Source organism: Neorhizobium huautlense (assembly GCF_002968575.1).
Taxonomy (GTDB): domain Bacteria; phylum Pseudomonadota; class Alphaproteobacteria; order Rhizobiales; family Rhizobiaceae; genus Neorhizobium; species Neorhizobium huautlense.
The window spans coordinates 1-16,804 of sequence record NZ_PVBM01000032.1 but is presented as its reverse complement, the minus strand read 5'-3'; the positions used below and the strand labels follow the sequence as shown (position 1 = coordinate 16,804).

Annotated in this window: 5 protein-coding genes; 2 read left to right on the top strand and 3 right to left on the bottom strand. The window is 59.2% G+C overall.

The annotated features are described in order from the left end of the window. Nucleotides 1-123 precede the first annotated feature (123 nt). Both pyc and C5L12_RS24335 read right to left on the bottom strand, forming a co-directional pair. Entirely contained in the window at nt 124-3,585 is a 3,462-nt protein-coding gene (pyc, locus tag C5L12_RS24340) for a pyruvate carboxylase (protein WP_105374645.1), read from the bottom strand. A gap of 128 nt (nt 3,586-3,713) precedes the next feature. Further along, the gene (locus tag C5L12_RS24335) at nt 3,714-4,454 is read right to left on the bottom strand and encodes a LuxR family transcriptional regulator (protein ID WP_105374669.1); all 741 of its coding nucleotides are present in this window, start codon (nt 4,452-4,454) and stop codon (nt 3,714-3,716) included. A gap of 305 nt (nt 4,455-4,759) precedes the next feature. Here C5L12_RS24335 and C5L12_RS24330 point away from each other — a divergent pair, with 305 nt between their 5' ends. Next, complete coding sequence (locus C5L12_RS24330; RefSeq protein WP_105374644.1) at nt 4,760-6,529, top strand: glucan ABC transporter ATP-binding protein/ permease; 1,770 nt, start codon at nt 4,760-4,762, stop codon at nt 6,527-6,529. 76 nt (nt 6,530-6,605) lie between these two features. Here the strand turns inward: C5L12_RS24330 and C5L12_RS24325 are convergent, their stop codons facing one another. Continuing rightward, nucleotides 6,606-15,101: a glycoside hydrolase family 94 protein gene (locus C5L12_RS24325; RefSeq protein ID WP_105374643.1), complete on the bottom strand. Its 8,496-nt coding sequence runs from the start codon at nt 15,099-15,101 to the stop codon at nt 6,606-6,608. Between the two features lie 405 nt (nt 15,102-15,506). On the opposite strand from C5L12_RS24325, the gene C5L12_RS24320 reads away from it, so the two are divergent. Further along, complete coding sequence (locus C5L12_RS24320) at nt 15,507-16,670, top strand: M20 aminoacylase family protein (protein WP_245423014.1); 1,164 nt, start codon at nt 15,507-15,509, stop codon at nt 16,668-16,670. The last annotated feature ends 134 nt before the right edge of the window (nt 16,671-16,804 follow it).

Genomic DNA, 16,804 nt, shown 5'->3' with positions numbered 1-16,804 from the left:
CGAACGAAACCGGCAACGATCCAAAAGGTTCTCGGGATTGGCAACGGGACAAAAGATAGGAGGCGCCATCCGGAAGGGTGGCGCCTCTAACATCGACGAATCTCAGAAATAAAGTCGGTAAAATCAGCCGCCGTAGACGATCAGCAGATCCTTCGCATCGATCTGGTCGCCTGCCTTGACGAGGACTTCCGCGATCACGCCGTCCTTTTCCGCATGGAGCGCGGTTTCCATCTTCATCGCTTCGATAGAGAGCAACACGTCGCCAGCCTTGACCGATTGGCCGGTGGAGACGGCGACTGTCGAGATCACGCCAGGCATGGGGGCGCCGAGATGCAGACCATTGCCAAGCTCAGCCTTGCGGCGATTCGCGCCCCCGGATGCGCCATGCGCCCGGTCCGGCACCTTGATGCGGCGCGGCTGACCGTTCAGTTCGAAGAAGGCCGTCACCATGCCCTGCGCATCGGTAGCGCTCATCGCCTGATTGACGATGACCAGCGTCTTGCCTTTCTCGATATCCGCAAACAGTTCCTCGCCATCCTTCAGCCCGTAGAAATACGCAGGTGTCGGCAGGACGGAAACCGGTCCATAGGTATCGATCGCCAAGGCAAAATCGGTAAACACCTTGGGATACATAAGATAGGAGGCGAACTCGAAGTCGTCGATCTTTCTGCCGAGCTTCTCCTCGATGACCTTGCGTTCTGCATCGAGATCGGCTTCCGCCAGCAGCGAGCCCGGACGCGCTGTATAGGGTTCTTCGCCCTTCAGCGCCTTCTTCTGCAACGCTTCCGGCCAACCGGACGGCGGCTGGCCAAGATCGCCCTTCAGCATGGAAACGACCGATTCCGGAAAGGCGATATCCTTGGCTGGGTTCTCGACATCGGCCACCGTCAGGTCCTGGGAGACCATCATCAGCGCCATGTCGCCGACGACCTTCGAGGACGGCGTCACCTTGACGATGTCGCCGAACATCTGGTTCACGTCGGCATAGGTTTGGGCGACCTTATGCCATTTGGTTTCAAGGCCGAGCGAGCGGGCCTGCTCCTTGAGATTGGTGAACTGGCCGCCCGGCATTTCATGGAGATAGACTTCGGAAGCCGGTCCCTTGAGATCGCTTTCAAAGGCTGCATATTGGGCCCGCACCGCTTCCCAATAGAAGGAAATGCGACGGATCCATTCCGGATCAAGACCAGGGTCACGCTCGGTGCCCGACAGCGCCTCGACGATCGATCCGAGGCACGGCTGCGACGTATTCCCCGACAGCGCATCCATGGCCGCATCGACTGCGTCGACGCCTGCATCGACTGCGGCAAGCACGGTGGCAGCAGATATGCCGGACGTGTCATGCGTATGAAAGTGGATCGGCAGGCTGGTGGCCTCGCGCAGCGCCTTGAACAGGACGCGAGCGGCGGCGGGCTTCAGAAGGCCTGCCATATCCTTCAGCGCGATGATATGGGCACCCGCCTTTTCCAGTTCCTCGGCCAAAGCGACGTAATATTTGAGGTCGTATTTCGGCCGGGCAGAGTTCAGGAGATCGCCCGTATAGCAGATCGCCGCTTCACAGAGCCTGTTTTCCTCCTGAACGGCATCCATCGAGACACGCATGTTCTCGACCCAATTCAAGCAATCGAAAACGCGGAAGAGATCGATGCCGCCCTTCGCCGCTTGGCGGACAAAATATTTGACGACGTTATCAGGATAGTTCTTGTAGCCAACGCCGTTGGCTCCACGCAAAAGCATCTGCAGGAGCAGGTTCGGAGCTCCCTCGCGGATCAACGCCAACCGCTCCCAGGGATCTTCGGTCAGGAAGCGCATCGAGACATCAAAGGTCGCCCCGCCCCAGCACTCCAGCGAAAAGAGATTGGGAAGCGCCCGTGCATATACGCCGGCGACACGGGCGATATCATACGTGCGCATCCGGGTCGCGAGCAACGATTGATGTCCGTCACGCATCGTCGTGTCGGTCATCAGCACGCGCTGTTCACTTCGCATCCATTCGGCGAACTTCTTCGGACCAAGGACATCGAGGCGTTGTTTCGTGCCGTCCGGGATATCACCGTTGATATAAGGGATGATCGGCTTTGCCATCTGTTCTGAAGGCATTGGCCGGCCCTTGGTTTCCGGATGGCCGTTCACCGTTACGTCGGCAAGATAGGTCAGCAGCTTGGTTGCGCGATCCTGCCGTTTGACCTGCTCGAAGAGCTCAGGCGTCGTGTCGATGAACCGCGTCGTATAGGAATTGTCGCGAAACTTCGGGTGACCGATGATCGCTTCGAGGAAGGTGAGATTGGTCGCCACGCCGCGAATCCGGAACTCGCGCAGCGCCCGATCCATGCGGCTGATCGCCTCCTGCGGCGTCGAGCCGGCGGCTGTCACCTTGACCAGCAACGGATCATAATAGCGGGTGATGACCGCACCCGAATAGGCCGTGCCGCCATCGAGGCGGATGCCGAAGCCGGCCGCCGAACGATAGGCGGTGATACGGCCGTAGTCCGGAATGAAATTGTGCTCGGGATCTTCCGTTGTGATACGGCACTGGAGCGCATGACCGTTGAGGCGGATATTCTCCTGGGCCGGAACGCCCGATTCCGGCGTGCCGATCGCAAAGCCTTCGAGGATATGAATCTGCGCCTTGACGATATCGATGCCGGTGACAACTTCGGTCACCGTATGCTCGACCTGGATACGCGGATTGACTTCGATGAAGTAGAATTTGCCGGTATCGGCATCCATCAGATACTCGACCGTGCCGGCGCCGATATAATTCGTCGCCTTGGCGATCTTCAGCGAATAGTTGGCCAATTCCTGCCGCTGCGCTTCCGACAGATAGGGGGCCGGGGCACGTTCCACGACCTTCTGGTTGCGCCGCTGGATCGAACAGTCTCGCTCGAAAAGATGCACGGCATTGCCGTGGGTATCGCCGAGAATCTGGCTCTCCACGTGGCGTGCCCGCTCCACGAGCTTTTCCAGATAGACCTCGTCCTTGCCGAAGGCAGCCATGGCCTCGCGCTTGGCTTCAGTCACCTCGCGGGCGAGATCTGCTTCGGCGCGGATGACGCGCATTCCGCGCCCGCCGCCGCCCCAGGAGGCTTTCAGCATCACCGGATAGCCGATCGTCGCTGCCATTCTGGCCACTTCCGCCAAGTCATCCGGCAGGGGCTCCGTTGCCGGAACGACCGGTACGCCGACTGAAATCGCCAGATTGCGGGCCGCCACCTTGTTGCCGAGCTGACGCATCGTCTCGGCCCTCGGGCCGATGAAGGTGATACCGGCAGCGTCGCAGGCTTCGACAAATTCCGGGCTCTCCGAAAGAAGCCCATATCCGGGATGGATGGCGTCCGCGCCGGACAATTTGGCAACGCGGATAATTTCGGGGATAGAGAGATAACTTTCGATCGGCCCCAGGTCCCGCGGAAGATGCGGGCCGCGGCCAACCTGGTAGCTTTCGTCGGCTTTGAAACGGTGCAGCGAGAGTTTGTCCTCCTCCGCCCAGATCGCAACCGTTTTAATACCCAGTTCGTTCGCAGCCCGAAAAACGCGGATCGCAATTTCAGACCGGTTGGCAACGAGAATCTTCGAAATCGGCAAAACGGACCTCCCCAGGCGCCATCGAAATGCTGCACTGCGAAGAACCCATATCGCCTTAATCGCCTCAGTGCAATTTCCCTGGAAGCCTGGCGCTAAATTATTGTCATAATTCGGTCATCGGCGGTTGCTCAAGTCACCAATCCCATACGGAAGGCAGAGGCAACGACATGCTGACGGTTCTTTGCCCGCAGCTTCTCCTGCAAACCGTTGATATACCAGTCGACGGTATGGCTGGATATCTCCAGCGACTTTGCGATTTCGTTGGAGGTCAAGCCCTCCGCAAGCAATCCGACGACTTCCATCTCTCGGCGCGTAAGCTGCGTGTCGACTTGGGCTGCGGCCTCAAGCGCTGCAGCCTCACCCCGCATCTCCATAAAGCGCCAGAAGACCTTTTTCGCAGCCGCATCGAACAGCGCCATCTCGGCAGGCGAAAGATCGACGGGCCGGCCACCGACCGTCATCGTTCCCAGAAGCCCGTTGCGACCATAGACCGGAAAGATATAACCGTCCTGCAGACCGTAGCGAATTCCTTCCTGCATCATTCGTTGCATGCGCTGCCGGTGCGGATCGTTCCTGAGCGTAAAAAGTGCGTCGCGCCAGCGGAACGGCCTTTGCGCGATACTCAACATCCGGATGGTTGGATCGATGAGAACATATCTGCGGGTAACATACACCTGCGGCCAACCGTTGGGCCAGCGGCCTGCCAGCAGCAGGTCCATGGGATTTTCGTTGAGTCGAGGCTGTATCAGTACGCCATAGTATTCAAAGCCATAGGCCGCCAGCAGGGATTCAAGCTGGGCCGTCAACTCAGCCTCCGCCTTGGTCTCACCTGCCAATACCAGGAGCTGTATGATCAGCTGAATGTTCAAGACTGCCCCCGCAATGCCCATCTGCGTCTTTTGTTTGCGTGAAATTTCAGTTAATTCCCCGGGCCATAGTTGACTAGCATAGTTATCATTCGTTGAAGGTATACCGCAAAATTTAGCCTCTTGACGGCTTGAAAAGAGTTACTTCGAGGTCAGCCCAGAAGCCAGCTTTACAAAGGCTTGCCGTATAAGGAACATTTCTGGCAGAAGGGCTGTTAATCGCCCGCTTCGTCGCGGAATTGCCGTTTCCGATCTTTAAGTACCAAGCACGACGCAGTTGCGGCTCCATATGAATGAGGTGGTATTCGTTGACGCTGTTCCAGGTTTATGCCCGAGCACTGAAATATCTGGCGAAGAACAAATGGCGGGTTACCGCAGTGGTCGTCGCCAATATCGTGCTCGCGATCATTACCATCGCAGAGCCGATCCTTTTCGGCCGAATCATTGATGCCATTTCCTCAGGTGGCAACGTTACCCCTGTGTTGATGCTCTGGGCTGGATTTGGCGTTTTCAATACAATCGCCTATGTGCTTGTTGCAAGGGAAGCCGACCGGCTCGCCCATGGACGCCGCGCATCCTTGCTGACTGAGGCCTTCGGGCGAATCATCTCCATGCCGCTCGCGTGGCACAGCCAACGCGGTACGTCGAATGCTCTGCACACCCTGCTGCGTGCCGCCGAAAGCCTGTTCGGTTTATGGCTCGAATTCATGCGCACGCATCTTGCCACGGCAGTCGCTTTGGTTCTCCTGGTTCCGACAGCCATCTCCATGGACTGGAGACTGAGCCTCGTCCTTCTGGTGCTGAGCATCCTCTACTGGATCATCGGTGTGACGGTGATGAACCGCACCAAGGAAGGGCAAGCCTCTGTTGAAAGCCACTACCACACAGTCTTTTCACATGTGAGCGACGCCATCAGCAACGTCTCGGTGCTGCATAGCTACAACCGGATCGAGGCTGAAACCAAGGCACTAAAGAACTACACGAAGGACCTGCTCGCCGCCCAATATCCGGTGCTCGATTGGTGGGCCCTTGCCAGCGCTCTGAATCGTACGGCCTCGACAGTATCGATGGGCGTTATTCTCGTGATCGGCACCGTGCTTGTCCAACAGGGCGAACTGCGTGTCGGGGACGTCGTCGCCTTTATCGGCTTTGCAAATCTTCTCATCGGGCGCCTCGATCTTCTGCGCCAGTTCGCCACACAGATTTTTGAAGCACGGGCCAAGCTCGAAGACTTCTTCGCGCTTGAGGATTCAGTCGAGGAGCGCGCCGAACCGGTCGATGCCGGCGAGCTGTCTGACGTTCGGGGCGAGGTGGAATTTCGAAACGTCTCCTTCGGCTTCGCCAGCACGAGCCAGGGCGTCCACAACATCTCCTTCACCGCAAATGCCGGGGAGACAGTTGCGATCGTCGGCCCGACAGGTGCCGGCAAGACGACCCTTATCAACCTCCTGCAGCGGGTCTACGATCCCCAGGAGGGCAAGATCCTCATCGACGGCACCGATATCAGCAAGATCACGCGCAAATCGCTCCGCCAATCCATTGCCACCGTATTCCAGGACGCGGGACTGTTGAACCGTTCGATCAGCGAGAATATTCGCCTCGGGCGCGAGGGCGCCACCGAAGAGGATATCGCGAGAGCGGCCGAAGCAGCGGCGGCGACAGAGTTCATCGAAAGCCGGTTGGTCGGGTACGAGACCCCGGTCGGGGAGCGTGGCAATCGCCTCTCGGGCGGCGAACGTCAACGAATCGCCATTGCCCGCGCCATCCTCAAGAACGCACCTATCCTCGTACTCGACGAGGCCACCAGTGCATTGGATGTGGAGACGGAAGCCCGTGTGAAGGCCGCGATAGACAGGCTGCGCCAGGACCGTACCACCTTTATTATCGCCCACCGGCTCTCGACCGTTCGCGATGCCAACAAGGTGATCTTCCTCGACAATGGCCGGATCATCGAGATGGGCACCTATGACGAGCTCAGCCAGAGCGGTGGCCGTTTTGCTTCGCTTCTCAAGGCCAGCGGTATTCTGAACGACGAAGATGAGAAACAGCCCGAAGGGCCGCTGCCGCAAACGGCCTGAACCGAAGCGGACCACGCGAAAAAGCCCGCCGCCATTTCCATGGCGGCGGGCTTTTTTTTCTCACCGTGACCTGATCTCAGTTGGTGAACTCAGTTACTCGTGTCGACGACGTCTTGAGGAGGAACCCTTCTCCCTCGCTGACGGACTGCCCATTGATGGTGACTTTGCCACTTTCCACCGCGATCTTGTGCGCGACTTCATCAATGGTGATTTCAGCAGTGAAGCCGTTCCAGCCTGCCGGTAGCACGGGATTCACGAACAACCGGTCGCCTTGGCGCCGGATGCCGAGAATGCCTTCGACTGCCGCACGATAAAGCCAGCCGGCGGAACCCGTATACCAGCTCCAGCCGCCTCGGCCGGTATAGGAGCCGTGCCCATAGACGTCGGCGGCAACCACATAGGGCTCCACGCGATAGGTATCAGCCGCCTCACGGCTGAGCGCGTGATTGATCGGATTGAGGATCTGGAAGCATTTCCAGGCGTCGTCTCCCCGCTTCAAAGCAGCAAGAGCCAGCACCACCCAGATCGCCGCATGCGTATACTGACCGCCGTTTTCGCGGACGCCGGGCGGATAGGCGCGGATATAGCCGGGATCTTTGCGCGTTTCCTGGAAAGGCGGGGTGAAGAGACGGATAATCCCTGCCTGCTCGTCAACGAGCTTTTCCAGAACGGCGTTCATCGCTTGGCTCCCCCGCTCGGGATCGCCTTCGCCCGAAAGCACGCTCCAGGACTGTGCAAGCGAATCGATCCGGCATTCGTCGCTCGAAATCGAGCCAAGCGGAGAACCGTCGTCGAAGTAACCGCGGCGGTAATAGCTCCCGTCCCAGCCCGCTTTCTCCAGCGCCTGCTTCAGAGTCTCCAGATGCGCCGTCCAGCTTTCGACACGCGGTTGGTCGTTTCGCTCGGAAGCGTATGGCAGGAAGCTCCGCAAGGCACTTGCAAGGAACCAGCCTAGCCAGACGCTCATACCGCGGCCGCCTATACCGACACGGTTCATGCCGTCGTTCCAGTCGCCGCCGAGGATCAAAGGCAGGCCTTTTTCCCCGGTGCGGGCAACGGCAATATCGAGTGCCTTGGCGGCATGCTCGTAAACGGTAGCCGTTTCTGAGGATATCTCCGGTTTGAAGAACGAGTCGTGCTTGTGTTTTTCGAGAACAGGACCCTCGAGAAAAGCAACCGGCTCATCCAGCAGCGATTTGTCGCCTGTCGCCGAGACGTATTGATGCGCCGCATAGGCGAGCCAGACCACGTCGTCCGAAATCATCGTGCGGACACCGGCGCCGGAATTCGGCAACCACCAATGTTGCACGTCGCCTTCGTGGAATTGGCGCGACGCGGCGTGAAGGATTTGATGCCGCGCCAGCGACGGCTCCTGAACCAGGAAGGCCAAAGTGTCCTGCAGTTGGTCGCGGAAGCCATAAGCTCCGGACGACTGATAGAAGGCGGTGCGCGCCATGATGCGGCAACCGAGCGCCTGATATGGAAGCCAGTGGTTGACCAGGTTATCGAGAGACTTGTCCGGCGTGGAAATCTTCAGGCGACCGGTAAATCCTCTCCAAAACTCGCGATTTGCGTCGAGAACCGTTTCGAAATCCTCTGCCCGCAGCTCGGCGACAAGCGCCCCAGCGTCTTCCTGGGTCTCGGCATCGCCCAGGAAGAAGGTTATCCTCTTCTCTTCGCCGGGCGCCAACTCGATGTCATAGGCGAGTGCCGCGCACGGATCGCCATCAAGATCGAGAGAACCGCTAAGAGCGGAAGCGGACACGACTGCCGCAGGCAGCTGTACCGAACCGAAGCGGCCGATGAATTCGCGCCGGCTTGTCGTAAAGCCGGATGGCATCTCCCGCATAGCCATGAAAGCAAAGCGGCGATGATCGATGCTGTAAGGATTCGTGGCGAAGAGCGTGCCCGCTTCCTCGTCGCGGGTAGACAGAATGAACGGGATGGTCCGGGCAGGATTGCTACCCAGCAGCCATTCCGCATATCCGTACACGCGCAGCCTGCGAACTTCGGAACCGATATTGCGGAGGAAGAACGACGTGAGTTTTGCCGGGCGCGTGCGGTCAACCGTCTGCGTCAGCTCGAGTTTCAAACCGTTATCTTCTGATGCGAACACCGAATAGCCGAGCCCGTGCCGGGCTTCGAATTTTATTTCCGGCTTGCGCGACAGAGCCGCGAAGGGGGTCGATACGGTGCCGCTGTCCTGGTCGCAGACGTAGAAGGCCTCGCCTGGCCGATTGATGACCGGATCGTTGCTCCACGGCGTAAGCTGGTAGTCGCGAGAGTTCCGAGCCCAGGTGAAGCCCGCCCCTTCCGCCGACACATGGAAACCGAACTTCTCGTTCGAGATCACGTTGATCCACGGCTGCGGGGTTGCCTGCCCGCCCCTGAGGCGCACGACATATTCGCCGCCGTCCTTTGAGAAGCCGCCATATCCGTTCCAGAACTCAAGGTCGGCAGGTGCTTCCGCCTCAGCGGGCGGCTGGAAGACTTCGCCGTTCAGCAGCGGACGCCGGTCTATCTCGATTACCTGATCCTTGGCGGGTGCGAAAATGGATGCTGTCCGGTTGAGCTGGTCACTGATCTTGCCGTTGCGCGCATGCAGAACGACGCGCGATGCGGCTACAAGACCTTCCGACGCCGTCTCGTCCAGGATGTCGCGGCGAAGGGAGAAGACATGCTGACGCTGCCCTTCCTGCTGACCGAGACGACGGGCATTCTCCGACAGATACTCGATCGCGTGCTGCATTTCCTGCGCATAGGAGGCTGCGCGCTCGTTGAAGATCACCAGATCCGAGATGACCCCACGCGAACGCAGATATTCCTGAGCGCTCATCGCCTCCTTCGCGACCGCCATATCAGCATCGTCGTTGATACGCAGCGTAAAGATCGGGAAATCGCCCGAAATCGCCGAAGGCCACAGAGACGATTGCGGCTGCATTGAAGCCTGAATCGTCGCCTGGTCCGCCCGGAGCTGCATATCCGGATAGATCAGGTAACGCGCCAGATGCTGGAATGCCGCGGCATCCTGGGACGACACGCCGAGATGACGCATCTGCACCTGCGTACGGGTCCAAGCCTGCGTCAGTTCCGCCTGGAAAGCGTCCGGATGACGGTACCGCTCGATCGCCTGGTCGAGTTCCTCGCGTTTGGGAGCGGCAATCGTCCAGAAGATGACGCTCACCTTCTTGCCCGCCGGTACCCTCACGACGCGGCGCAGCGACAGGATCGGGTCGAGCGTAAAGCCGTCCGTTCCGGAAAGCGTCGCGCCGGGGTCGAAGGCGGCCGCTTCCGCAAGCGTGCGACCACGGCCGAGGAACTTCCGTCTGTCGGTCTCGAACTCCGTGGGCCGTGCAGACCCTGCGTTGTCGGCAGCAAGATGCGCAATCACCATGTCGGGATCGCCGGGGTTTCGCTTGTTGCGCCACGCCCGGATCACATCGCCGCGTTTGCCGATCTCGGTACGGACAAACATCCGCGAAAAGACGGGGTGGGCATTGTCGTCATCTTCCGGAGCCAGCACGGGCTCCATATAGGAGGTGACTTCGATGAAGCGATCCTCCGTACCCATATTCAGCAGGGTCAGGCGACGACCCTCCGCATCGTGCTCGGTCGCGACGATGCACTCCACCGTGCTGGTGAAGTCGCCAACGGTTTTGTGGAACTCGGCGCGCTCGTCGCTGAAGATAGCTTTGGTCGTCTCGCCTTCCACACGACGAGGCTCGGAGGTCGCCGACCACCATTCGCCGGTCGCCGTGTCGCGAAGGAACAGGAACTGGCCCCATCGATCCTCCGTGGGATCCGGCTTCCACCGGGCGACCGACATGCCGTTCCAGCGGGAATAGCCGGATCCGGTCGCAGTGAGCATCACCGAATAATGGCCATTCGACAGAAGAACGAGTTCGCGGTCCTTGGTCGCCGGATTGGTGATCGTGCGGATTTCCGGACGCAGCAGTTCGCCCTGACCCTTGCCAGGCGTCTCCTCGTGCTTTGCACTCATGACCGGGATGTCGCGCGGAGCCTTTTCCTGCAGAAGGAGTTCGGCTGCCTCGATTACCGGATCGGAGTGGAAGAATTCGCGCAGCAGGCCATTCATCACCACGTTGGCGATCGCTGCGATCGACATGCCGTGATGGTGTGCGTAGTAGTTGTAAACCACCGCGCAACGCTGCCCCTCCGGAACACGGGTCGGGGTGAAGTCGACGGCGTCGTGGAAGCCGAACATGCCGAGCGCGCCGAGGGAGCGCAGCTCCGCCAGGTTCTCGGCAGCCGAGATCGGATCATACTGACTGGCGAGGATCGAGGCATAGGGGGCTATGACGGCGTTCTGGCCGAGGCCACGCTTCAGGCCGAGCGTTGGCACACCGAAATTCGTGTACTGATAGTTGAACAAATGGTCGCGGGCATTAAAGGCGGCTTCCGAAATGCCCCATGGCGTGCCGAGCCGCTTGCCGTGGTTCATCTGCTCCTTGACCACGAGATTGTTGGTCTGGTTCAGGATGCCCCCTTGTCGCTCCTGCATGACGAGCGGCGGCATCAGATATTCGAACATCGAACCCGACCAGGATACCAGGGCGCCCTGCGCACCGATCGGCACGACCTGACGACCCAGGCGATACCAGTGCTCCGTCGGCAGGTCGCCCTTGGCGATCGCAAACAGGCTGGTCAGGCGGCATTCGGACGCCAGCAAGTCATAACAGGCTTCGTCCAATTCGTTGCTGTCGACACGATAACCGATCGAAAGCAGCCGGCGTTCCTTGCGGAATAGGAAGCTGAAGTCCATCGAGAACGCGATCGTCCGGGCACGGTCCCTCAACGCAGCCAGCCGCCCGCGCAGCGACTCCATATTGGAATTATCAAAGACGTTGTCGGCGATATGCGCTTCGCAGACGTTGACTAGGGATGCCGACCAGCGGGTTACCTCGTCACTCTGAACCGAACGAACCTCATGATCGAGATTGGTCGCCAGTTTCTGGATCTCACGCGCCAGAACCGTCAGGTTGATGATGCGGATCGATGCAAACTCGTGCTCCCGCTTGACGGCGGCAAGCGCGTTTCCGAAGCCGGCGATGCGCTCCTCAAGCCGGCGGCGCAACGGGCGCACTGTCTTGCGGTCATCGGGCAGAGCGGTCAACGTTTCGGCGAGGATGCCGGCGACATCGCCGATACCATCGAGATTGCCCTGCAGGTGGGCTGACGGCGCTTCGGCCCACATGCGGCAGGCGGATGAAATCGCAATTAGATGACCGGCAAGATTGCCGCTGTCGACTGCCGAGATGTAGGGTTGGCCAAGCGGCTTCAGCGTATCGCTATGATACCAGTTGTACAGATGCCCACGGAATTTCTCCATTTTTTCGATCGTCGAGATCGTCTGCTCGAGACGCTCGATCGTATCCGTGAAGCTGATCCAGCCGAAATGGCGCGCCGAGATCGTCGACAGCAAGTAGACCCCGATATTGGTGGGCGAGGTGCGCTTAGCGATGATTGGATCCGGGCGTTCCTGGAAATTGTCCGGCGGCAGGTAGTTCTGCTCGAGCGTTACAAAGGTCTCGAAATACCGCCAGGTGCGGCGAGCGATCTTGCGTAGTTCAACGGAGACCGTATCCGGAACGAAAAGGCGATCTTCCGTTTCCGCCGACTGGCTTACATACCACGCAACGAGCGGAGAAAAGATCCAGAGCACGGCGAAAGGAATGCCCACCAGAAACGCGTTGTCGCCGGGCAGAGCCGAAAGGATGATGCTCAGAACGGCAATCGTGGGCGCATGCCACATCGCGCGATAATAGTCCTGCGGGCTGCCTTGGGCACTCGACTGGATCGATGCGGCCGTACGCCATTCCAGCATCAGCTTGCGGCTGAAGAACAACCGGTAGAGCGAGCGCGCGATCGCGTCCGTCATGATGCAGGCGGTATCGGCAATGAAGACGACGCGAAGTGCGACCTGCGCGTTTGCCGAACGCATATCCGACCAGAGCGAATAGAAATGCGCACCAGGCACGATATCGGTCGAGCGCGGAAGCAGACCTGTCACCAGAGAGAGTGTCGGCGCCACGAAGAGGAGGAAAATCAGCAGGATCTGCCAGATCAGCGCGCCGAGCGGATCCATGAAGTACCAGCCGAGAACGGATGCGAAAAACCAGGCGATCGGGGTGAGCGAGCGGCGCAGATTGTCGATCATTTTCCAGCGGCCGAGTGCAGTCACGCCGCGCGTCGGATCGAGAATATAGGGAAGCAACTGCCAGTCGCCCCGGGCCCAGCGATGCTGACGGGAAACCTCGACCTCGTACCGAACCGGGAAATCCTCGACCAGTTCGATGTCGGTGATGAGGGCGCAGCGGGCAAAAGAGCCTTCCAGGAGATCGTGCGAAAGGACGGAATTTTCGTCGATCCGGCCTTTGAGCGATGCTTCGAAAGCATCGACATGATAGAGGCCTTTACCGGTAAACGTGCCCTCGCCGGTCAAATCCTGATAAACGTCGGACACCGTGAAGACATAGGGATCCAGCCCTCGGCCGACAGAGAAGACGCGCTGGAAGACGGATGCCTCCTTACCGGTCGTCAGCGATGGCGTGACGCGCGGTTGCATCAGCCCATAGCCATGAATCACACGGTTGCTCTTCGGATCGAGCACCGGACGGTTGATGGGATGATGCATTTTGCCGACAAGTTTCGTCACCGCATCCCGCATCAGACGCGTATCGGCGTCGAGTGTCATGACGTACTGGACGTCCGAGGGGACCATGTTGGCGCCCGGCAGATAGGTCGTATCCTGATCACCCCGAAGCAGCAGGTTCAGTTCATGCAGCTTTCCGCGCTTGCGCTCCCAGCCCATCCACGCGCCTTCGTTCGGATTGAAGAGGCGACGCCGATGCAGGAGATAGAAGCGCGTCTTGCCGTCATGAGCATACTTGGCGCTGAGTGCCGCAATCTCGCGCTTGGCATAATCGAGGATTTCCAGATCCGCGTCCGTCTCTTCGAGCTTGCTGTCACGCCAGTCGCTCAGCAACGCGAAATAGATTTCGCCACGGGGATTGGCGAGATAGTGGACTTCGAGGTTCCGTATGAGTTCATCGACCGTGTCGCGGTCGGTAATCAGGCACGGCACCGCGACGAGCGTTCTGGCGTCGTCCGGGATGCCTTCTTTGAATTCATACCCGACGAGGCGTGCCGGACGGACCACATAGGTCACCAGTGTATTGAACAGGCCGGTTGCACCTTCCGAAGCAGGGAGGGCGAACATCAGCAGAAAGAAGAACACGACCGGCAGCGGCATATTCGCCTGGACGAGGAACCAGCCGGCAATTGCCATCGCCAGCACGGTCAGGAATATGACCGGACCCGCAATTGCGAACCAGTTGAGCCGTCGAACAAGACGGACCGTCTGCTGCACGATAAGCGGCTTGTAACCGACTGCAGCTTCCAGTTCCCTGCGCCGGCGTCCGACGATGAAGGCGCCGATATTGCTTTCGCGTGGATCGTCGCTTTCCCCGGCTGCTTGCTCTGCAAGGCTGATGGCCGCATTGGCGACCTCGCTTTCGCTCCTGCGGGAGCGGCGGGCGATCTGTTCGATACGGTTGCGGTAGGCGTTTCGCGAACCGAAATCGAGGGCTTCGTAATCCGTGCGGTCTCGGAAGATCTTGTCGATCTGCGAAACTTCTTCGAACCAGACGCTCCACTCCGTGTCATCGATGTGACGCAGGCTCTTGATGATATTGCCCATCGTCACATTGCCGGACGAAAGCCGGTTCTGTTCGGCGAGCATCACCTCTTCGACATCGGTGCCGGCCTGCTCGAGCCGCTGCTCCAGCCAGGTTACCGCAAAACCTGAGGTCTGGGAGGCATTGCGCAGACGATAAAGAAACTGGGTGATGAACGTGTTGTCGCTGGTGAGCGCCTCAATGCTCTTGAGCACATCCGCACTGGCGGCTTCGTCGTTCAGCCTAATGACTTCGTCGGCTACATCGTTCGCACGACGGCGCATGTTGCGGGAACGGTCGACGCGGGTGGCGATACGACGAAGGTTTTCGATCAGAACGAAGCGGATAAAAGACGGCAGAGCCCAGAGTTCACCGATCTCGAGCGGCTCTTCGACCTGGAATCCGTCGACCATGGCAGCCAGAGCGTCCTGTGAAACGCTGCTGTGGGTGTGGGCGACATAGAGCCATGCCACCGCGAGCACGCGGGGAATTTCCTGCCCCGCGACCGTCATGGTCGGAAGCTGCCGATAGAACTTTTTGGGGAAGTCGCGGCGGACTTCCTGGATCGCTTCCTCGACAATGTAATAATTGTCGAGAAGCCACTCGGCGGCGGGCGTGATCGACGCCCCGGCATCCACATCCGCAGCGGTTGCGCGGTAGACCCGGAAGATTTCCTTCTCGTTCTCCTGATGGCGCTTGAAGAAGTCGAACTCCAGGAAACCGGGTAGGCTGGAAGTGCCCTCCTTGCCGAGCTTTTCGCCGCACTCCCTCAACGCATCTATGTTGAAATAAGTCGAACGGATCGAATCGTTATGATCGATCTGCTTGGCTTCGGTATCGCGCGAGGAAGCTGGCTGCGGATTCTGAAAGGACATGGACACGGCTTCTGGGTGAGAAAACTTTAAGGGTTCGTCGGCCTCGCCTTACTCGGCCTGCATTGGAAGCGCCAGTCATCATTTTGATTATGGTGACTGGCCCGACGCAAATTCGCGAAGAGGGGAAATAGAGGGCAGTAACGATATTGCAAATAACTGACCAAAATCTATTGCCCGCTTCTGGCGGATTAACACATCAACGCCTCTAATGGCGCAAGCCTGAATGAAAGCTGAACAACAGCAGGGCCTTGATAAGACGGGAGATTCACCTTCGGCGACGACCACGGGCCGCCCACACGAAATTTGATCAGGAACTGGGTTACCTCCGTACGGCGGCGCTGCTATCCATGGTGGAGCGGAAGGTTTTCAACTCCCGCAGACAAACTAGCGAAGGCAGTTTTTGCGATGACGGTACAATTTTCAAACTATATGGCCGAGGTGGTGGCAACCCGCCGCTATCTTCATCAGCATCCGGAACTGGGACTTTCGGAGTTCAACACGTCCGATTTCGTGGCCCGGCAGCTCACGGAGTTCGGCTACGAAGTCACGCGCGGCCTCGCCAAGACCGGGCTTGTAGCGACCTTGAAAAACGGCACAGGCAATCGGTCGGTCGGTATCCGCGCGGATATCGACGCCTTGCCGATCGAAGAAGAGACAGGCGCCGAATACGCCAGCAGGAACAAGGGCCTGATGCACGCCTGCGGGCATGACGGCCACACGGCCATGCTGCTCGGCGCGGCCAGGATTCTCGCTGAACGAAGGAATTTCGACGGTACGATCCATTTGATTTTTCAACCGGCAGAGGAAAATTTGGCCGGCGCAAAATTGATGATCGAGGACGGCTTGTTCGATCGCTTCCCCTGCGATGCAGTGTTCGGCCTTCACAACGACCCTACTTTGCCGTTCGGAAAGATCGTTGTGAAGGAAGGACCGATACTGGCCGCTGCCGACGAATGCCTTATCGTCATCAACGGGCGGGGCGGCCACGGCGCGGAACCTCAATCGACATCCGATCCGATCGTCTGCGGTGCAAGCATCATCATGGCTCTCCAGACAATCGCCTCCCGGAATATCCATCCGCTCGACCCGGTGGTAATCACCGTCGGATCTTTTCGTGGTGGTATGGCGAGCAACGTGATTCCGGAACGCGCCGAGATGCGGCTTACGATCCGGTCCTATGACCCTGCGGTGCGCGAGAGACTGGAGGAACGTGTCCGCATGATAGCCGAAGGCCAGGCTGCAAGCTTCGGCATGACCGTCACCATCGATTACGAGCGTGGTTACGACGCGACGATCAACCACAAGGCCGAAACCGACTTTGTCCGCGAACTGGCAAAACAGATCCTCGGAGAACAGAATGTCGAAGATCTGCAAAGGACATCGATGGGCAGCGAGGATTTCGGGTTCATGCTGAAGGAGCGCCCGGGCAGCTATTTCCTGCTGGGTACCAAACGGACCGACAACGACCCGCCGTTGCATCATCCCCAGTTCGACTTCAATGATGACGCGCTGCCGATCGGGACAAGCTTCTGGGTAGAACTCGCGGAAGCGTATCTGCCGGCGAAATAGCCCTCAAAATCGGGATAGGGGGGAGCCTATTGGCTCCGCCCCTCCCACACCACCCGGCATGCGGGTCCGCACCGGGCGGTTGGAGCAGTTGAGGTCGTCAGGCCCGTAGTTCTCCCGGCCTGGCGCCTGGGTTT

What these genes read in the sequence shown, in the direction of transcription:
- C5L12_RS24320 (WP_245423014.1), top strand. Translation starts at nt 15,507, where the DNA reads ATGACGGTACAATTTTCAAACTATATGGCCGAGGTGGTGGCAACCCGC.
- C5L12_RS24325 (WP_105374643.1), bottom strand. Translation starts at nt 15,101, where the DNA reads ATGTCCTTTCAGAATCCGCAGCCAGCTTCCTCGCGCGATACCGAAGCC.